Origin of the sequence: Neorhizobium sp. LjRoot104 (assembly GCF_964253725.1) — a bacterium.
Classification (GTDB): Bacteria; Pseudomonadota; Alphaproteobacteria; order Rhizobiales; family Rhizobiaceae; genus Neorhizobium.
In genome coordinates, this window is sequence record NZ_CAXURS020000002.1 from 613,016 (window position 1) to 632,852 (window position 19,837).

Annotated in this window: 18 protein-coding genes and 1 pseudogene; 10 read left to right on the plus strand and 9 right to left on the minus strand. The window is 59.7% G+C overall.

All coding sequences use genetic code 11. The annotated features are described in order from the left end of the window. Positions 1-27 precede the first annotated feature (27 nt). From ggt to ACSQ8R_RS25135, 3 genes are all read right to left on the minus strand, one after another. Positions 28-1,638 (minus strand): gamma-glutamyltransferase, encoded by a 1,611-nt coding sequence (gene ggt, locus ACSQ8R_RS25125; protein ID WP_436256061.1) that lies wholly within the window; start codon positions 1,636-1,638, stop codon positions 28-30. After that, positions 1,635-2,489: an alpha/beta hydrolase gene (locus ACSQ8R_RS25130; RefSeq protein WP_436256062.1), complete on the minus strand. Its 855-nt coding sequence runs from the start codon at positions 2,487-2,489 to the stop codon at positions 1,635-1,637. The genes ggt and ACSQ8R_RS25130 overlap by 4 nt, the downstream gene beginning before the upstream one ends. Positions 2,490-2,551: 62 nt before the next feature. Next, positions 2,552-4,126, minus strand: coding sequence for an ABC transporter substrate-binding protein (locus ACSQ8R_RS25135; protein WP_436256063.1), 1,575 nt, complete (start codon positions 4,124-4,126; stop codon positions 2,552-2,554). Positions 4,127-4,320: 194 nt separating this feature from the next. Here ACSQ8R_RS25135 and ACSQ8R_RS25140 point away from each other — a divergent pair, with 194 nt between their 5' ends. From ACSQ8R_RS25140 to ACSQ8R_RS25185, 10 genes are all read left to right on the plus strand, one after another. Further along, on the plus strand, positions 4,321-5,085 hold the full coding sequence (locus tag ACSQ8R_RS25140) for an IclR family transcriptional regulator (protein ID WP_436256064.1): 765 nt from the start codon (positions 4,321-4,323) through the stop codon (positions 5,083-5,085). A gap of 352 nt (positions 5,086-5,437) precedes the next feature. Continuing rightward, the gene (locus ACSQ8R_RS25145; protein WP_436256065.1) at positions 5,438-6,898 is read left to right on the plus strand and encodes an NAD(P)-binding domain-containing protein; all 1,461 of its coding nucleotides are present in this window, start codon (positions 5,438-5,440) and stop codon (positions 6,896-6,898) included. Further along, complete coding sequence (locus tag ACSQ8R_RS25150) at positions 6,885-7,523, plus strand: 2-hydroxychromene-2-carboxylate isomerase (RefSeq protein WP_436256066.1); 639 nt, start codon at positions 6,885-6,887, stop codon at positions 7,521-7,523. The genes ACSQ8R_RS25145 and ACSQ8R_RS25150 overlap by 14 nt, the downstream gene beginning before the upstream one ends. Beyond that, the gene (locus ACSQ8R_RS25155; protein ID WP_436256067.1) at positions 7,523-8,524 is read left to right on the plus strand and encodes a membrane dipeptidase; all 1,002 of its coding nucleotides are present in this window, start codon (positions 7,523-7,525) and stop codon (positions 8,522-8,524) included. Before ACSQ8R_RS25150 ends, ACSQ8R_RS25155 begins: the two co-directional genes overlap by 1 nt. 124 nt (positions 8,525-8,648) lie before the next feature. Continuing rightward, the gene (locus tag ACSQ8R_RS25160; protein WP_436256068.1) at positions 8,649-9,734 is read left to right on the plus strand and encodes an ABC transporter substrate-binding protein; all 1,086 of its coding nucleotides are present in this window, start codon (positions 8,649-8,651) and stop codon (positions 9,732-9,734) included. 37 nt (positions 9,735-9,771) lie between these two features. Further along, a complete protein-coding gene (locus ACSQ8R_RS25165; protein WP_436256069.1) occupies positions 9,772-10,839 on the plus strand; it encodes an ABC transporter ATP-binding protein in 1,068 nt (355 codons plus the stop codon). After that, entirely contained in the window at positions 10,839-11,726 is an 888-nt protein-coding gene (locus tag ACSQ8R_RS25170; protein ID WP_436256070.1) for an ABC transporter permease, read from the plus strand. Before ACSQ8R_RS25165 ends, ACSQ8R_RS25170 begins: the two co-directional genes overlap by 1 nt. A gap of 8 nt (positions 11,727-11,734) precedes the next feature. Further along, on the plus strand, positions 11,735-12,529 hold the full coding sequence (locus tag ACSQ8R_RS25175; RefSeq protein WP_436256071.1) for an ABC transporter permease: 795 nt from the start codon (positions 11,735-11,737) through the stop codon (positions 12,527-12,529). A 1-nt stretch (position 12,530) separates the two neighbouring features. Next, positions 12,531-14,018, plus strand: a complete 1,488-nt coding sequence (locus tag ACSQ8R_RS25180; protein ID WP_436256072.1) for a carboxylesterase/lipase family protein — start codon at positions 12,531-12,533, stop codon at positions 14,016-14,018. An 18-nt stretch (positions 14,019-14,036) separates the two neighbouring features. Continuing rightward, entirely contained in the window at positions 14,037-14,984 is a 948-nt protein-coding gene (locus ACSQ8R_RS25185) for a LysR family transcriptional regulator (protein WP_436256073.1), read from the plus strand. A 68-nt stretch (positions 14,985-15,052) separates the two neighbouring features. Here ACSQ8R_RS25185 and ACSQ8R_RS25190 read toward each other — a convergent pair. From ACSQ8R_RS25190 to ACSQ8R_RS25215, 6 genes and pseudogenes are all read right to left on the minus strand, one after another. Further along, a pseudogene (locus tag ACSQ8R_RS25190) lies at positions 15,053-15,148 on the minus strand (LysR substrate-binding domain-containing protein); the annotation flags it as partial. Between the two features lie 152 nt (positions 15,149-15,300). Further along, the gene (locus ACSQ8R_RS25195; protein ID WP_436256074.1) at positions 15,301-16,035 is read right to left on the minus strand and encodes a hypothetical protein; all 735 of its coding nucleotides are present in this window, start codon (positions 16,033-16,035) and stop codon (positions 15,301-15,303) included. After that, a complete protein-coding gene (locus tag ACSQ8R_RS25200) occupies positions 16,032-17,063 on the minus strand; it encodes a zinc-dependent alcohol dehydrogenase (RefSeq protein WP_436256075.1) in 1,032 nt (343 codons plus the stop codon). The genes ACSQ8R_RS25195 and ACSQ8R_RS25200 overlap by 4 nt, the downstream gene beginning before the upstream one ends. A gap of 32 nt (positions 17,064-17,095) precedes the next feature. Continuing rightward, a complete protein-coding gene (locus ACSQ8R_RS25205) occupies positions 17,096-17,947 on the minus strand; it encodes an ABC transporter permease (RefSeq protein WP_436256076.1) in 852 nt (283 codons plus the stop codon). Beyond that, on the minus strand, positions 17,940-18,707 hold the full coding sequence (locus ACSQ8R_RS25210) for an ABC transporter ATP-binding protein (protein ID WP_436256077.1): 768 nt from the start codon (positions 18,705-18,707) through the stop codon (positions 17,940-17,942). The genes ACSQ8R_RS25205 and ACSQ8R_RS25210 overlap by 8 nt, the downstream gene beginning before the upstream one ends. Before the next feature lie 51 nt (positions 18,708-18,758). Further along, the gene (locus ACSQ8R_RS25215) at positions 18,759-19,781 is read right to left on the minus strand and encodes an ABC transporter substrate-binding protein (protein WP_436256078.1); all 1,023 of its coding nucleotides are present in this window, start codon (positions 19,779-19,781) and stop codon (positions 18,759-18,761) included. Between the last annotated feature and the right edge of the window lie 56 nt (positions 19,782-19,837).

Sequence of the window (19,837 nt, forward strand, 5' to 3'; positions counted from 1 at the left end):
GCTTGATCCGGATTTCGGGCCGATGCACTAGCCGACGGAGATCGCCATCCCGTCCCGTTGCGGATCTGCGGCGCCCCTGGAGATGCCGTCCTCGATCTTGATCGCATGAACCGCGGCGAACGCGTATGTCTGGGGCGACCGCGCCACCTGGTGGCCCTGCGCTTTCAGCTCGCCTTCGACAGAGTGACGGATGCGATTGGAGATGTCGATCGTGTTCGACACGCCGACGATCCTCGGTGCCGCGACGGCTTCGAGCACGGACATGTCGAAGTCGATCATGTTCATCAGGCACTGGGCGACCGCAGGCGCGATATAGCTGCCGCCCGGTGCGCCGATGACGATGTTTGGCTTGCCGTCCCTGAAGACGATCGTCGGAGCCGCGGAGCTCGGGCGGCGCTTGCCCGGCGCGATCGATCCGGGCTTGCCGGGAACCGGATTGAACCGGCTCATCGTGCCATTATACATGAAGCCGAGACCGTCTGTGATGGCGCCGGAGGGGCTGCCGAGCGTATGGGTCATCGCAACGGCATTGCCATCTTTATCAATCACCGAGATATGCGTGGTTTCGCGCTGGGACCGGTCGATCCGAGTGACATTGGCGATCTCGCCCGCCTTGATCGAGCGCGCCTGCGCCTGTGCATGTTCCTTCGACAGAAGCCTCTCGTAGGGGACGTCGACATAGGTCGGATCACCCATATGTGAGTCCTTGTCGATCGTCATCCGCTTCATGGCCTCGAAGAGGATGCGAACATGCTCGGCGCTGGAGTGCTGCATTGCACCAACGTCGAACTGCTCCATGATGTGGAGGAATTCCAGCAGCGGGAAGCCCGAGCCCGGAGGGGGGGACGTGGCGATGCGATTGCCACGATACCCGCCCCAGATGGGAGAAACCCGCGACAGTTCGTATCTCGCCAGGTCTTCCTCGTCGATCAGGCCGCCATTGACCTTGAAGTCGGCCGCGATCTGTTCGGCCAGTTCGCCGTGATAGAAGATGTCGGATCCGCCGCTTTGCGCGATCCGCTCGAGCGTATCGCCCATATCCTTGTTGATCAGCAGGTCGCCGACATTCCTCAGCGTTCCGTCTTCGTGGAAATAGACCCGCCGCCCGGTTTCGGAAAAGCGCAGCTTGTCGAGCGTGTTTGCGAAGCCGTCACCCGACTGGTCCTTGGCCCAGTACCAGTGCATGTGGTTGCGGATCATGAAGCCGTTGCGGGCGAGTCGGATGGCCGGCTTGATCAGGTCGGCCCAGTCGAAGGTGCCGTAGTCGCGCAGGGCCGTCTCATACCCCTTAAGCGATCCCGGCGTGCAGACGGCGTGATAACCGATATCTGAAATATTGTCTTCCAGCACGTAGCCGAAACCGTCGCGGCTCTGGTGCTTGATCTTGTGCAGCCACATGTCCGGCGTCGCCTTGAGCGAAGCCCGGGCATAGAATTCGAGGATCTCGTGGACGCCCTTCTTCGGCATGTAGACATGCATCGAGCCGAAGCCGCCGATGCCCGACATCTGCGGATCGACGACGCCCTGGACGAAGGCGCAGGCGAGCGCCGCATCGATGGCGTTGCCGCCGCGTTCGAGAACTTCCGCGCCGGCTTCCACGGCTTCCGGCTGCGGGGCTACAATGGTTGCATTGTTCATTTCGCGCGACGGTCCTTCAGTACCTTGGCGAGGAAGGCCTTGACGTGGCCGAGCACCTTGACCCGGTCGTGGGACACGCCCGCCACGCGGTCGAGCGTCACGTTTACGCCGGCATCGCGGAACGATTGCGCAAGCGTGGCGAGGCGTTCCGGGCGGGTGTTGCCCGCGTCGTTGGCGCCTTCCATGTAATACTTGCCGCCCGGTTTGTGGGTGATTTCCCAGGTTTCCAGATCGGCGTCGCCGACGATCATCTGGACCGGGATCCTGGCGAGTACCTCGGGCTGGAACGGTTTGCCGAAGCGAGCTTCCAGATCGCGGATGCCGACCCACCAGTCACGGCTCGGATCAAGAAGGGTGACGGAGCCCGGCGCGCCGACGGAGGCCGCCCAGAGCTTTTCGGGGTGCAGGATCGCGAAACGGTGGCTGAAATGACCACCGCCGGAGAAGCCGAAGATCGCGAACTTGGACCAGTCCTGCTGATATTTCTCCGCCATTTCCTCGACCATGGCGATGACGATCCGGTCGTAGCGGATGTCGCCTTCCGCGATGAACTTGTAACCGGAGCGCGCGCCGTCGCCCAAAACGCCGACCGGGAAGATCGGACACAGGATGGCGCAGTCGTTGTAAAGGCCGAACTCGGCAAAGCCGTCGCGGAAGTCGAGGGCGGAGGTACGCCCAGTGCCGTGAACTGCGACGAGCAGGTCGAGCTTGCGGCCGTCCGCAGCCGTCGGCGGTACATAAAGAACCATATGAAGGCGTGGGTCGACCTTGGAGGCGAAAATCGCCGTCTGGCCATAGTCATAGATAGCCTTCGCCCGAGCGACGGCTTCGCCCGTTCCGAGTTCCTGCATGAATGTCTCCTGGGGGGAAATAGAGTGGGGCTGCAATCGCGCAGCCCCGATATTCTCGTGGTTTACTTTGCCGGCTTCAATTCGTAGGCGAGCGTGTACTTGTCGCCACGGGGCGTGTAGGACACGGTCTTCCTGGCGCCGAGCACGACGTTTTCGTAGTGCATCGGAAGGAGCCAGAGATTGTCGAAGGTCTGGGTCGAGAGTTCTTCCAGCAGAGGCGTCCGCTCGGCTTCATCAAGCGTCGAGCTTGCCTTGGCCAGTACCTCGTCGATTTTTGGGTCGGAGACGCCACCGCCATTGTAACGGCCAGTGCCCTTCTTCTCGTCGCGGGTGGCGACGAGGGCGACGGTCGGATTAGTGGTCTCGCCGGTATTTACACCCCAGGAGCCGAGATAGACGCTGTAGGCGCCCTTCGAATAGGCTTCGGAATACATCGACCACGGCATGACCTCGACTTTCGTCTTGATGCCGATGCGGGTGAACATTTGACCGACGGCCTGGAGCACTTCCGCATCCTTGACGTAGCGGCCGGACGGACCGTGCAGGGTAAGGCTGAAGCCAGCCGGATAACCGGCCTCGGCCAGAAGCGTCTTGGCGGCAGCCGGATCGTATTTAACGGTTTGGACCTTCTCGGAGTGACCGGCATAACCTTCCGCGACGAACTGGTCTGCGACCGTACCGTTCTTCTGCATGACGCGCTCGACGATCGCCGGGCGGTTGATCGACATCAGCATCGCCTTGCGGACGCGCTCGTCCTTCAGCGGGTTCTTGCCGAGATCGGAGCCGTCTGCAGCCTTGAGGAAGGGCGACACATCATGGCTCACGTCCATGCCCATGTAGACGAAGCGAGAAGACTGGCCGTTGACGATCTGCAGGTTCTTGCTCGATTCGACGCGGGCCATGCCGTCGGCCGGCAAGCTTTCGATGATGTCAATCTCATTGGACAGGAGCGATGCCAGGCGCGCACCGTCATCCGGCAGGAAGCGCAGGGTGACATTCGACCAATGAGACGGCCCGGCAAAATAGCTGTCGTTGCGCTTGACCGTCAGATTGCTGCCCGGCTGGTAGGAGACAAAGGAGTAGGCGCCTGTGCCGATCGCACACTTGCCGTTGTCGAAATCCGTAACAGGCGCGTCCTTACAGGCGGCGCTGATGATGCGGATCCGGCTCACGGAATTGAGCAGGAGCGGATCCGGCACTTTCGTCTCGATGACAACCGTCAGCGGGTCTTTGGCCGTAACGTTGGCGATGTTACGGGTGTAGGAGGCGAAGCCCTGGCTCGGCTTGTCGCGGGCACGCAGAAGCGATGCTATGACGTCGTCGGCATTAAATTCGCTGCCATCATGGAATTTGACGTCCTTGTGCAGCTTGAATTCCCAATGGGTCGGATCGACGGCCTTCCATTCGGTCGCAAGTTCCGGCGCGTTGGAAGATGTTCCGGTGAGGTTGATCAGGCTGTCCCAGATGTGGCGCGAGGTGGCATTGTTCGGCGCCGAGCTGTCCTCGTGCGGATCCAGAGTGGTCGGCGTCGTCGACATGCCGATCGTCAGCGGAGCTTCTTGCGCTGCGACCATTGCAGGAATAGCAATCGTGCCGAACAGCGTGATCGCTGCCCGCTTTAGTGTCTTTACGGCCATTTTCTCAATCCCAGTTTTAGCGTTCTTTCGCCGACCTTGTACGGGGTCGGAACGAGTGGGTTCCCATCCACTCCTGACCGAATTGGTAAAGGCCGCCAAAGGATGCTGTCAAACAGAAATCAAGTGTGTTACGCTAGTCGTAATGCTCTCTGTGGCAATCTCCGCAGTATCGCGACGGCAAGAAATTTCGCCAAATGGACGACAATTCAACAGAAAAAAACAATATCGTACAGGCCGTTGATGTGTGCATCGACGTGTTGCTGAATGTGGCCAAAAATCCTGACGTCAGGCTAACGGAGATCGCGCAAAACATCGGTGAGACGAAACCAAGAATTTTGCGCATGTTACGCACAATGGAACGGCGTGGCCTCGTCCGCAAGAGCGATACCGGCACCTATCGTCTGGGCACGACGGCGATCGTGCTCGGAACGGCCGCATCGACCCAGGTCGATCTGGTGCGCATTGCTAATCCGATCCTGGAAGAACTCGGGCAGAAGGCGAACGAAACCACCCAACTGCGCATCATCGACAATGGTGAATCACTCTGCATCGCTAAGTTCGAGCCAATGCGAGATCTACGCGTACAGGCGATGATCGGGCGTCGGAGGCCACTTACTGCAGGCTCGTACAAGGTGCTTCTCGCCTATCTCCACCAGCAAGTTCAGCAGCAGATGATCCCCGAAATCCTGCCGAGGATGACGAAGCGGACGATCACGGATCGAGACAAGCTGATTTCGGAACTGGAAAAGATCAAGCGCCAGGGCTATTGCGTGAGTTTTGGGGAAGTGAGCGAGCAACTGGTCTCGGTGTCGGTACCTGTCCTTGCCTTCGACGGCTCTGTGATTGCTGCGGTTAATATTGGTGCGCCGGCTTTCCGCACGCAACGAAGTGATGTTGATCGCTTCATCGTCCTCCTCAAGGACGCTTCCAGCAAGATATCTGCCAGACTGGGCTGGTAGTGGTGCTTCCTGTAGCTGACGATCGGCATGTTCATCGCGATCGATTGGCCATCAACCGCTAAGCCACCAACAACGCGACAACGCCGCCGGGTGATCAGTTTACTCTATGCACCGTGCATACCGACGGGCGCAGTGGCTCTTGCCGCAGCAAAGAATCCATAGGTGTTCATTGCGTTCGGCGGCCTAAACGGACCGCATTCTCAACGCGCATTCGGCACGCATACGCAGGAAGATCAGTAGCGCAAAGCGCCTGAAAATAACGCTTGCTAATTCCCATTCATTCTCTAAATTCAATTTTCAGATAATGGCATCCTGTATATGTAAAATGAACATAATTCAGAAGTGGGGATAAATGCCAGTCTCGCAGCCTCGATCCCTCCAGCATCTGGAGCAGCGCCTGAAGCAGGACTTGCTGTGGCTCAACCTCCCTCCGAAGAGTTGGGTGCCGCCCTGTTTCGTGGATTGCGAGCGGGTTCTGGATGTCGCCATCATCGGCGCCGGACTTTGCGGCCTGGTGGCGCTGGCCGCTTTGAAAAAGCTTGGGATCGACAATGCGCGCGCCTTCGACCGCGCGCCGGCCGGCCTCGAAGGGCCATGGATCACTTATGCCCGCATGGAAACCCTGCGCACCCGCAAGGAAGCGGCAGGTCCGGCACTGGGCATCTCGTCGCTGACTTTCAGGGCCTGGTTCGAAATGCAATTCGGCACGGAAGCCTATGACAGAATGAATCTCATCCCGCGCACGCAGTGGATGGAATATCTCGTCTGGTATCGTAGGGTTCTCGATCTTCCTGTTACCAATGATGCCGGCGTTCACGCGATGCATCTGCGGGATGATGGCATGGTCGAGCTGCATTATGGCTCGCCGGGCGGCCTCAAGAAGGTGCTGGCCCGCCGGGTCGTCATCGCGACCGGACTGGATGGTCTCGGAGCGCCGAGCCTGCCGGATGTCGTGTCGCGTGTTCCTGGACATTATGTCGCCCACGGCGCCGATATGATCGACGTGACCGCCCTTGCCGGAAAACGCGTCGCCGTGGTGGGAGCAGGTGCCTCCGCGATGGACAATGCCGCGGCCGCGCTCGAAGCTGGCGCTGCCCGGGTGGATATCTTCATCCGCCGCAAGGACATCCCCCGCATCGACAAATTCACCGGTGTCGGTAGCCAGGGCATGACACAAGGATATCTCGGGCTGCCGGACGCAGACAAATGGGTGCTGATGCTGGAAGGTGAGCGCACGCAGATACCGCCGCCGCGCCATAGCGTGCTACGGGTGTCCCGCCACGAAAACGCATTTTTTCATCTCGGTAGCCCGATCCGCGATCTGCGCGAAAAGGCTGGAGCCGTGATTATTGCCACACCCAAGGGCGAATATGCTGCTGACAAGGTGATCTTCGCGACAGGATTTGCAGTCGATTTCGCCAGGCGTCCGGAGTTTGCCGAACTGGCCGGCCGGATCAGGCTTTGGGGCGATGCCTACACGGCACCACCCGGCATGGAGCATCAGGGGCTCGCGTCGATGCCGTATCTTGGGCCAAATTTCGAATTCCTGCCGAAGTCGGAAGCCGACGGTCAGGTTTCCAGATTGTACTGCTTTGCCTATCCGGCGGTTCCCTCGCACGGCAAGATCACGAGCGGCATTCCTTCAATCAGCGATGGCGCGGCTCGTCTCGCGCAAGGCTTGGCCCGCTCGATCTTCGTCGAAGACCGGCAGACCCATATCGACAAATTCCTTGCCTTCGATACGCCCGAACTTTTTGGCGACGAGTGGGAGGACGCAGACATGATCGAGGAAATTTATAATGTATCCACCTGAGCCGCTGTCCTTGCAGATCTTTTACGGCATCTCGTCGCCCTGGGCCTATTTCGGTGCCCGCCGCGCGGTAAAGATCGGACATGATGCCGGCGTCTCCGTCAAGCTGCGGCCGATACGCCTCATCGAGGCGAATGGCGGTATTCCCTTGCGTACGCGTCCCGACGCGCGCCAACTTTACCACGCAGTGGAGCTTGGGCGCTGGAGCCGGCATCTGGGAATTCCGCTCAATCTGAAGCCGAAATTTTACCCTTGCCGCACCATCGAGCCGGCTGCCCAGGCGGTGATTGCCGTGCAGAAGGCCGGCCTCGCCGCGTTCGATTTTTCGTTCGCCATCCAGCGAGCGCTCTGGGCCGAGGACCGCGATATCGCCGATCTTTCCGTGTTGCGCGAGATTGCGGCACGCACGGTCGGCCCGCAGGCAGAGGCATTGGTCGTCGATCCTCAGCCGGATGCCATCATAGCCGAATGGAACGGCAATCTTGAGGAGGCCAAACAGCTCGGCATATTTGGGACGCCCACCTACGTGGTCGGCGAAGACATCTTCTGGGGTCAGGATCGTCTCGATTTCGTCGCGCGCAGGCTCGCCGATCGCAACAATACCATCAATTTCAAGGATATCGCCTGATGACCGATGCCAAGCAGCTTCATGATCGCGCCATCGTATTCGACGGCCTGCAGACCAGCCAGTGGGGCAGGCCGATCTTTGAAGAGATGCGCGCCGGCGGGATTACCGCCGTCAACGTTTCGACCGTATTGTGGGAAAACTTCCGGGAGGGCATCGATTACGTTTCGCAATGGAAACATTTCCTGCGTGACAACAGCGACCTGATCCGTCCGGTTCGCACCGTGGCCGACATCCATGCCGCCAAGGCCGAGAACAAGACCGGCATCATCCTCGGCTGGCAGAACACCTCGCCGCTGGAAGACAAGCTGGATTACGTCGAAATCTTCAAGGATCTGGGCGTCGGCATCATGCAGATGACCTATAACACCCAGAACTATTCCGGCGCCGGCTATCTGGAGGAAAATGACAGCGGTCTTACCGGGTTCGGTAAGGAAGTGCTCTCGGAGATGAACCGGGTCGGCGTATTGTGCGATCTCAGCCATGTCGGCGACAAGACCAGCGCCGACATCATCGAATATTCGAAATCGCCGGTCTGCATTTCGCATATTTTGCCGCGCGCCCTGAAAGATGTGAAGCGCAACAAGCCAGATGAACTGTTCACCGCCTGCGCCAGCAAGGGCGGCATTATCGGCATCAGCCTGTTTGCACCGGGTCTTGCCGATGGCAATGACGCGACGGTCGAAAGTTATCTCGATGCCATGTCCTATGTCATCGATCTCGTCGGTGAGGATCATGTCGGCATCGGCACCGATTTCTCGCTGGACCGCCCCCGTCCGGGTCCCTGGCTGCTCTGGGCCAACAAAGACAAGGGTACGGCGCGCACCCTCACGGAATTCGGCTCGGTCAAGATCAACAAGCCCCAGGGCATTCAGCGCATGACCGAAATGCCGAACCTTACAGCCCGTATGCTGGCGCGCGGCTGGAGCGAGGAACGGGTTCTGAAACTGCTTGGCAAGAACTGGCTGCGGGTTCTCGATGCCGCTTGGCAGCCTGCTGCGTAGCGTCTTGTCTCTTGCCGTCGCTTGGCAAGAAATGCTCACTACATCAATAATTTAGGGCGCGCCTTGCGCGCCCGGGGAACAAAGCAAGCGTATAAAAAACAAACAACGCAAACTGGAGAAAGTCATGACAATACACCTGAAGTCTGAAATTTCCCGAACGCTTGCCGGTCTTGGCGCGTTCGCTCTCTGCATCGCATCCCTGTCGACCGGCGCCTCTGCGCAGGATGCATCGTCCATCAAGGGAACCGTTAATATCGTCGGTTTCTCCGGTGTCTTTGCAGACAATTATCAGAAGTTCATCATCAATGCCTTCGAGACGAAATATCCGGGCATCGATGTGACCTATCAGCCGAGCAAAAATTCGGCTGAAACCCTCGCCCTGTTGACGCTGCAGCGCGCAGACCCCAAGGTCGACGTGGCGCTGATAGACGTCGCCGTCGCCATCAAGGCCAACAAGGACGGCATCTTTGCCAAGCTCGATCCGGCCAAGGTCACGGCACTTGCAGACATGCCGGATTGGGCCCGCCTCGACGGCGATAAGTCGGTTGCCTTCTCGCAGGATAATCTCGCCATCCTCTACAACACAGATACCGTCAAGACCCCTCCGACCAGCTGGAAGGATCTCGCAGATCCGAAATACAAGGGAAAGATTGCCGCCAAGCTCGGCGATACCCGAGGCGTCATCCTGATCCCGATTCTCAACAGGATCGCCGGTGCCGACTACAAGACGTCGATCGAACCCGCGATGGAGGCGATGAAGGCCTTTGCGCCCAACGTATCCACCTGGGAACCGGCACCGGATTGTTATGCGGTTGTTCAGAGCGGTGAAGTCGATCTGTCTGTATGCTGGAACGGCCGCGCCCAGTTCCTGCATGATAGCCAGGGTGGCAAGATCGCGGTTGCAGCTCCCAAGGAGGGCTCGATCGGTCAAACCAATACCGTTGGCTTGGTCGAGGGTTCACACAATGCCGAGGCAGCGCAGTTGTTCATCAACTACGCCCTGAGCGCTGATGCCCAGGCGACATTTGCCGAGAAAAGCTTCTACGGACCGGTCAATACCAAGGTCAAACTCAGCGATGCCGTTGCCACGCGCATCTATGGCTCGAAGGAAGCTCAGGCCGCTCAGATGTCGCTCGACTGGAGTTTCGTCGCCGAGAAGTATTCCGCATGGATCCAGCGCATCAACCGCGAAGTGATTGCGTTCAACTGATCCTCAATACCTGATCTTTGCAAGGAAACTGGCCGTCATGGCTGATCATCACGTCAATATCGATAGTCTCGTCAAGACGTATCCCGGCGCCCAGAAGCCTTCCGTCGATCTTGTCAGCTTCTCGCTGCCGCGTGGCGAGATGCTGGCCTTGCTTGGCCCTTCGGGCTGCGGCAAGACAACCATCCTGCGGATGATCGCAGGCCTTGTCGCCCCGACATCCGGGGCGATCCGCCTCGATGGACGGGATATCTCCTCGATTGCCGTCTACAAGCGCAACATGGGCATGGTCTTCCAGGCCTATGCCCTGTTTCCGCATATGACGATCGCCGAAAACATCTCTTTCGGCCTCGAGATGCGCAAGGTCGGCAAGGCCGAACGCGACGAGCGCGTCAACAGGGCGCTCGATCTCGTCAAGCTGACCGGTCTCGGCAACCGCAAGGCAACCCAGCTTTCCGGCGGTCAGCAGCAGCGCGCGGCAATCGCCCGTTCGCTGGTGATCGAGCCGGAGCTGCTGCTGCTCGACGAACCGCTCTCCAATCTCGACGCCAAGCTGCGCGACGAGATGCGCGATGAAATCCGGGAAATCCAGGCGCGCACCGGTGTCACCGCGATCTTCGTGACCCACGACCAGGACGAAGCCCTGTCGATGGCCGATCGGCTCGCCGTGATGTCGAACGGAAAGCTGGAGCAGATCGGCACGCCGCGCGAGATCTTCGATCGTCCGCAGACCGATTTCGTCGCCTCCTTCATCGGCGCCGGCAATTTTTATACCGCCAAGGTGGTCGAACCCGGTCTTGCCATCGTTGAAGGGCTCGGCCCGTTGCGGTTTGTCGGCGACGCTCCGGTCCGCTCAACGGTCAGGCTGATGATCAGGCCGCACCGCCTGGCGGTTGCGCTCGGCCGCGCGGAAGGCATCAACTGTTTTGCCGGCACTGTCGAACACGTCGTCTATCGTGGCCAGATCCTGACGCTGACGGTGCGAAGCGGCAACTACAGGCTGCAGGCCGACCTGCTCACCCACGCCGGCATTCTGCCGGAAAAGGGCAGCGAAGTGACACTTTCTGTTGCGCCGCAAGACGTCACCTTCATCGGGCAGGTCGTCTGATGAGCACTGCCGCAACATCCCCCTCCGCCGCGCCGCCGTCTGCGAATGTTTCGCGCGGTGTCCTCCTCATGTTGCTCCTGCCGGGCCTGATTGCGCTCGGCGTGACCTTTCTGCTGCCGCTGATCTGGCTGTTTCGGGCGTCGTTTGCCTCCTCGACCATCGGCGCGTTGAGCGGCGGGGACTGGGTGCTGGCATCCTATATCGCGGTGCTGTTTGACCCCTTCTACTGGCGTGTCGCCTGGAATACGCTGGTTCTGGGGTTCAATGTGGCACTGTTTGCTGTCATCCTTGCCTTTCCGATTGCACTGTTCCTGGTGCGGACGGAAAGCCGCTGGCGTGGCGTTCTGACAGCGCTGGCAGTTGCGCCCCTGCTCACCTCCTCGGTGGTGCGCACCTATGGCTGGATGGTTATCCTGGGGGATCGTGGTGTTATCAACAGCACGCTGCAGTCGGTGTCGCTGACATCCGGTGTGGTGCGGCTGACCAATAACAGTTTCGGGGCAACAGTTGCGCTGATCGAGATCCTTATGCCCTACGCTATTCTCGCCATGCTCAGCGGCTTCGGCCGGCTGAATGCGCAGTTGGAAGAGGCCGCCGCGATGCTGGGTGCCAATCGCTTCAAGATCTTCACTCGTATCATTCTGCCACTGTCACTGCCGGGTGTCCTCACCGCAGCGCTTCTGGTCTTCGTTCTGGCGATCTCGTCGTTCGTGACGCCGCGGCTGATGGGGGGAGGGCGCGTCTTCGTGCTCGGCACCGAAGTCTTCAACGAGGCGACGGTGACCCTTAACTGGCCGCTTGCCGCTGCCTTGTCGATGCTGCTGCTTGTCCTGTTCAGCAGCGTGATCTTTCTCTATCAGCGCGCCCTGCGATCGCTCGAAGCGTGAGGTCGGCCATGCAAAACAGTCCGCTTCTCGGTCGGGTTGCCTGGAACACGCTGATCGTGCTGCTCTACGTGTTCCTGTTGGCGCCGATCATCGTTGTATTCATCATCTCCTTCGATACCCGCCAATACCTTGCTTTTCCGCCCGAGAGTTTTTCGCTGGGCTCCTATGCGAAGGTTTTTGCCAACGCAAAATTCATCTCGGCTTTTGGCCGAAGCCTGATCATCGGGGCCATTGTCGGAGTGGTCGCGGTGTCGGCCGGCATGATGCTGTCGCTGGCTTTGGTCCGGTATCGTTTTCGCGGCAAGGGCGCCGTCAACTTTCTCATCCTTGCACCCTTCCTTGTGCCGCATATCGTGCTGGCGGTCGGCATCATGCTGGTCATGGCGCCCCTCGGTCTGCTCGACAGCTATCCAGGCATCATCCTTGCCCATCTCGGGATTACCATCCCCTACACGGTGCGCACCATCACCATGAGCTTGATGGCCGTCGATACCCGCGTGGAAGAGGCAGCACTGGTGCATGGCGCATCGCCGCTGATGGTCTTCTGGCGCATCACGCTGCCGCTGGTGCGCCCCGGCCTGATCGCCGGCACCGTGATCGCCTTCCTGATCTCCTTCGACGAGGCGACCATTTCGTTGTTCATCGTGTCGGTCAAGGCATCGACCCTGCCGACGGAAATCTACCACTATCTCGAATATTCGACCGACCCGCAGATTGCGGCGCTCTCGGTGATCCTGATCTTTATCTCGATCGGTGTCGTCATCGCCGTCGAGCGGCTGATCGGTCTCCGCAAGGCGCTATGATATGACGATCGTCGAGACAAATGCCGGGCGTATCGAAGGTTTTGAGGAAGACGGCCTGACCGTATTCCTCGGCGTTGCCTATGCCGCACCGGTGACTACAGAGAGGCGGTTCCTGGCGCCGCAGCCTGTCGAGCCTTGGTCAGACGTCCGCTCGGCAAAGGTCCTCAGCAGCATCTGCCCGCAGATCCCCACCTATGGGCCGGTCGGCAATGCCGCGGCTTCCAGACTGCAGTTCGGCACGGATTTCCTGACGCTCAACATTCGGACGCCGTCGGTCGCAGGTTCTGCGCCGGTGCTGGTGTGGATCCATGGCGGCGGTTATGCGCTCGGCTCCGCCAATGAGACGGTGCTGCAGAGCGGCGCCTTTGCGGCGAGCGGCGTGGTCGAGGTCAGCGTCAACTACCGCCTCGGTGCCTTAGGCTTTCTGCATCTCAATGACGGGTCGCCGGACAATCGGGGCCTGCTGGACCAGATCGCTGCACTCCAGTGGGTGCGCGACAACATCGCGCAATTTGGCGGCGATCCGGCTCGGGTGACGTTCGCCGGCCGTTCCGCCGGCGGTTTTTCGGTCGCTGCCGTAATGGCGATGCCCGCGGCCAAGGGCCTGTTTGCCCGGGCGATGCCGCAGAGTGGCGCAAGCACGGCTATCGCTACCATGGACGACGCGCAAAAGCTGACGCAACGCATGCAGGAGGCGCTGCAGACGACGGAAGCCGGACTGAAGGAGGTTTCGATTGCGGCGCTGATGGTGGCGCAACGCGATCTCTGCAACCAGTCCTATGAACGTCACAGTTTTGACCGGGACGGTTCGGCAGCCATGCTGGGCGTTCCTTTTGTACCCGTGATCGATGGTGTCTCTTTGCTCGAGCATCCAGAGGCCGCAGCGGATGCGGGCCGCGTTGCGCAGGTCCCGATGATGATCGGTTGCACGACCGGCGAATACGCCACGCATGCGACGGCGCAACCGGATATGGATTTCGACCTTGCCGCCCAGCTGCTTCACGAACGTGTTCGTGCGTTTGGCCTCACAGGGGCGGATATCGTTCGGCGTTATCGCAGCGCATTGCCAGACCACTCGCCGCGGGGAATCTGGCGCGCGGTTGGCGGCGATCTGGTTTTCCAGAACCCGGCGACGCGGTTTGCCCGGCTGCATTCTGAACGCCAGCCGGTCTATAAATATCTCTATGGTCCGATTGAAGCCGATGAACTCGGCGCCCCGCATGGAGCGGAGGTCGGCGAGGTCTGGTACCGCGCCGGCATGGATGTGAGCCATCTGCCGGCACGTCAGGCCGTGACCGATACGGCGTTCGGCAGCCAACTGCATGATGTCTGGGTCTCGTTCATCCGCGATGAGACGCCAATCTCTCCAGCGGGCGATTGGCCGATCTATCGCGCAGAAAAGCCCGTGCTGCTGCAAATGCAAAAACCAGACTTCCGCTTCGAGTTGGATCCGTTCGACAACCGGCCGGCATTGTGGCAATCCGTGTGATGATGGAGCTTCTTCAGAGTGAGCGATTTCGGACATTTGATGATCCCACAATATCTTGATACCAAACAGCTGGAAGCTTTCGTCGCGGTCATCTCGATCGGCAGCATGACCGGTGCTGCCAAGGCTTTGGGAAAGTCACAGCCGGTTGTGACGCGGCTGATCCAGGAATTGGAACAGGAGCTTGGCTTCCTGCTGCTCCATCGCAATGGCCCCCGCATCGCACCGACCGCGCAGGGAACGGATTTTTACGTGCAGGCGGAGCTTTTCCTGGGTGGCTTGCGCACTATCAGCGAGCGTGCCCGCAATATCGCCAGCACCCAGGCAAGGCCAATAGAAATCGCCTCCATACCGGCGATCGCAGCAAGCATCGTACCCCAGGCGCTCGGCCGATTATCGGCGGACCTTTTTCCAAACCAGGTACATCTGCAAAGCATAGCCTCTGAAAACGTCGTGCAGGCTGTTGTCTCACGTACCGCCGATGTGGGCATAGCCAGCCTGCCGGTCGATAATTCCGGCGTCGAGGTACATTGGATTGGCGAGGTGCCGTGCGTCGCCATCATCTCCGCATCTGACGAGCTGGCGAAGAGATCGGTGCTGACCCCGCACGATCTGTCTACTCGGCGATTGATCGCCTCCGCCAATCCTTATCGCCTGCGCATGCGGATCAATCAGGCAATGCAGGAGCATGGCATAGTTCCGCAAGGTATCATCGACAGCAATGCCACATATGTGTCGATGTCCTTGGCGCGGGCGGGTTTGGGAATTGCCGTCGTTGAATCTGCCACGATCTTCGGCTTGCCGATCACTGGCGTCAGCGTCATTCCGCTCAGTTTCCACATTCCCTTTTCTTGGGGGGTGATCACCGCACTCGGCCGCCCCCAGCCGCCCACCGTCATGTCGCTCATTAACGCGATCGAACAGAGTGCGGCGGATATGCCCGGATTCCTGAAGCAATCCATGGGTTGACATGGATCGGCTCCTCGTCCTTCCACGACGGCGCATCACGCGCGATGTTCACGGAAGGGCGGGCCATCATCAAGCAATTGTATCTGCTGGCTGACGGCCGAGGGAGTGACGCTCAGATCTTCCGCAGCATGAAAAACGAGGATTGCCTTGATTGGAAGCCGCATTCTGTCCCACGCGACGGGCCCTCCCGACGCTCGTCCAATCCGGTAGGAAGCGAAATGAGACACACGGTCCTGCGCCTCGAAAAAGTGCAATGCCGCAATGCAAAATGAATGGGCTGCAAGTTAGCTTTCGGTTTTGCGGGGCGGCGTTTTCCTCAACTGGCCTCCGTGAACCGCGACCTCATCGTCTCGCCGGCCAGAATCTGAGATCGGTTGGCGGGTACTTCACCGTCATGAAAGCTGACAAGTAGCTCGAACAGCCCATCGCGAAGATTGGCCTGCGGTTGCAGCATATCCTTCGCCGCGGTCGCAATTGCTGGACGGACCTGCTCCAGTCCGCCACGGCTGCTGCTTTCGACCAGCACGACTACATTGAGCATATCGGTATCCATTTGTGGTTCCTGCTCGAACACCTCGTATTTCTGGTTCGGTTCGGCAAGCCCGATCCGATAGGAGAGCATCTGCCCGGTCGATACCAGATCCTGAAGAACCAGTGCCAGTTTGGTGCAAGAGCCGCCGGCATGGCTGCGATCGACGGAATAGGCCTGTACCAGCACGTGGGCGCCCATCCCCCGGCCGCCGGAGGCAACGCATTCGGCCGGTATGCGCAGAACATTGGAAAAATGCCGGCGCATCTTCTCCGACCAGCGCGTCGGATTGCGCACCAGATCCAGATAGGTCGGATGCTGGATCGTCTCGAGATTGTCGAGATCGTACAGCGTGAAATAGTGGCTGACCTCGCCATCGACCACGGAACCGTAGCGCCGCGCGGTGCGGATGCCCGGTGGCGTCAATCTTTCGGGCACGTGCTCGAACGTATGCCAAACCTCGTATTCGTCGGCAAAGGTCGTGGGATAATCGTTCCAAAGGGACAGAAAGGCCTTCGTCATGAGCCATACCCGATCCGCAGAATGACCTTGGAGGCGATGCGCGCGTGCGCCAGTCTGAAACCGTCAAGCGCATCCGAAAGCGGGAAGCGATGCGAAATCAGATCGCGCATGATCTCTTGGTTCTGTCGCAGAAACGAAAGGATCTCGTCCCAGGTCGCGGCTGGAGCGCGATACGAACCACGGATCTGCTGATGCATTCGCACCAGCCGTGTCAGGTCGATTTCCGCAGGTCTCGGATGAATGCCGACAATTGTGAATATGCCCCGCTTCTTGAGAAATGGCAGGCAGGCATCGACCAGTGAGGGTACGCCTGCCGCTTCGATGATTGAATCGAAGGGCGCAAAGGCGCCGAGCGCGGGTTGAAGCGGGGTGTCGGCGGTGTCAATCACATGCTGGAAGCCGCTATTGGCCAAGGTCTCCAGGCGGGTCTGGTCATTCCTGCCAACGATGACAACCGATGCGCCCTTGGCCCTCGCGAGTATGGCAATCCCCTGGCCGATGAAACCGGGTCCGATCACCAGCACCGTCTGGCCAGGGCGGACCTCTGCGGTGGCCACAGCCTCCGCGCAGACGGTCATCGGCTCCGTCAGTGCCCCGATGTCCATGTCGAGACCCTCCGGCACGACATGGCAGTTGCGGTAGGGCACGCTGACCAGTTCGGCAAAGGCTCCGTTGCGCCCGATGCCTACTCCTTTGCGGCCGCTGCAATTGTCCTCGTCGCCGGCAAGACAGGGCGCGCATCGGCCGCAGGTGACCGAAGGGCGCGCGGTAACCCGCGTTCCCACGACGTCCTGCGCAACGCCTGGGCCGACACTATCGATCGTCCCTGCGAATTCGTGGCCCAGCGTGATGGGCATTGCGCTTTGCATCGACTCGTATCCGGGCGTCCACTCCGCGATATGGAGGTCGGTACCGCAAATTCCCGCGGAATGCACCCGGATCAGAACTTCGCCCGGGTTCAGGACAGGTTCAGCAGGCGTGCGAAATTCCAGCCCCTCGGCAGCGAGGGTCTTTTGCAGTGCAAGCATCTTGCGATCTCCAGAAAGTCGTGCCGCGGATCTTATCCGCGCCAGCTGAGAAAGTGTTTTTCGATCTGGCCAATGACAAAGCTGACGATCAGACCCAGCACCGACAGGATCGTTACCCCGGCGAAAAGCTTTTCCAGGTCGTAGAGCGAGCCGGCCTCGAGGATGTACGAGCCCACGCCATACTGTGCGCCAAGCATTTCGGCCGCGACCAGCAGGATGATGGCAATCGAGATTGAAACCCTGAGACCCGACAGGATCGCCGGAAAGGCGCCGGGAAGCACGATCTTGCGCACGATCGACCACCAACTCAGCCCGAAACTCTGGCCCATACGGATCAGCGAGCGATCGACATTGTCGACCGCGCCGTAGGTGGCGACCACGGTGGGCGTGAAGGTGCCGAAGGCGATCAGCATGTATTTCGACATCTCGTCAATGCCGAACCAGATGACGAACAATGGCAGAAGCGCAATCTTGGGGATTGGAAACAGTGCCGCGACGAGCGGAACGAGGCCGGCGCGGACATAGCTGAACAGCCCGATCATCACGCCAAGCGCGATGCCGACGGATATGCCCAGCAGTCCGCCCACGATCAGTCTCTGCATCGAGGGCAGCAGGTGCTTCCAGAGCAGCCCGGTCTTCCAGAGTTGCACGAAGGTGTCGAGCACAGCAGAGGGCCGCGGCAGGGTGAGGCTTGAGATGAAGCCACTGCGTGTGCCAACCTCCGCAAGCGCGATGAGCGCGACGAAGACGATGATGCCGACGCCGCGAACGGGCACCGGGGCAAAGCCGCCGCCGCGGAAACTGACCGCCGTGCTGCGACTGGCGTTCTGATCGGGCTTCACGATCAAGGGGACCTCGCCGGCTGTCGTTATAGTGTCAGACATTGACCAGTTCCTTGTCGGCTGCCATCGCTTCTTCGCGCATGAGATCCCAAAGTTGCTTTTGCTTGGCTTCCAACTGTGGGTCTCCGAGATGGCGATCTTCCAGAGGAATGTCGATATCGACGACTTCTCGGATCCGGCCTGGCCGGCGTGATAGCACGACCACCCTATGGCCAAGGCGCACCGCCTCGTTGAGATTGTGGGTCACATAGACAGATGTGAAAGGCTGGCGGGTCCAGAGCGAGATCAGGTCATCCATCAACAGTTCACGGGTCTGACTGTCGAGCGCCGACAAGGGTTCATCCATGAGCATGACGGCGGGTCGCACGGCAAGCGCTCGGCTGATGGCAACGCGCTGGCGCATGCCGCCGGACAGCTGCTTGGGAAGGGCCGTGCGAAAGTCGGAAAGACGCGTCCGTTCCAGGACGTCTGTTACGATATCCTCCATCTCGCGACGGGTCAGATTGTGGTCTTCCAGAACAAGCTTGATATTGCCTTCGACCGATCGCCAGGGCAGAAGTGCAAAATGCTGAAAAACGTAGGTCAACGGGTTGAGGGAGTCCCGTGGCGCATCGCCTATCTGCAGGACCTCGCCCTTTGAGGGGCGCTCAAGCCCTCCTAGGAAACGCAGGAGAGTGGACTTGCCACAACCTGACGGACCGATCAGACAGACGATCTGTCCCTGCGGTATGTCGAGCGTAATGTCCTTGAGGACCTCGACTGCTCCGTAGTAGTGGCTGATATTGCTAAGTTTAAGGTCCATGGGATCTCCTCGCGGAGGCCCAGGCGCCTCCGCATTCCGATCTTTGGGCGATCAGATCGTCTTCACATAGGATGAATCAAAGAGCTGTTCGTTGGTGATCGCTTCCTTGACCATGCCTTCGGACTTGAACCATTCGAGTTGCTCCACGCAACTGTCCAGCGATAGGGCGAGGCCCTGGTTGATCCGCATAGAGCCATCGATCAGGTTCTGCTTCGCCACGTCGGCCGGGCTGTCGCTCTCGACATATTTGTGAACGATCTGGGCCAGTGCATCGACCTCGCCAGCATCGGCGGTCTTGTCTACGAAGGCCGCATTATAGTCGGCGATTGCCTTGGAATAGGCCTTGACGAAAGCTTCCGTCATAGCCCGCTCGTCCCTGGCATTCTTGGTCGAGGTGAAGGCAGTTGTCACCTGGTAGTTCGGCGCATAATCCGAAACGAGCCCGATCTGCTTGGCAGCACCTTCGCTGATCATCTTCTTGGCGACGCTTGGCTGAATGGCCCAGGCGTCGATCTGACCGGTCGATAGTGCACCGATGATGGCGCCAAGCTTCTGCAGCGGACGCAGTTCGATGTCTGACAGGTTTACATTGGTCGCCTTGGCGATCTTGTGGGCCATGAAGTGGAAGGACGAGCCTGCGGTGGTGATGCCGAAGGTCTTTCCGGCCAGCTTCGAAGGGTCGGTCAGACCGGCGTCATAGGCCTTGTTCGATGCCAGTACAATGGCGCCCGTGATGCCCTTCTCTTCAGTCAGCGCGCCACCGATCACCTTGACCGCATCCTTCTGCGCTAGACTGATCAGGCCGCCGCTCATCGCGGTCACGCCGAAATCAGCATCGCCGGAGGCAATTGCAACGGCCATGGGCTGAGCCGCTTCGAAGAATTTCAGCTCGATATCAAGGCCTGCATCCTTGTAGTAACCGCGTTCGAAAGCGATGAAACTGGGTGCGTGGCTGGCCAGGTGCAGGACGGCAAGATTGCGGGTTGCAGCGCGGGCAGGAAGGCCGAAAGCCGAAACAGCTGCTAAAGCGCCCATGCCCCGAAGGGCCTGACGGCGATTCACTGTAAAATTCATGTCTGTCTCCTCCGATAAAGGACGCCTCCCCGGCGCCATTTGCCCTCATTGCCACC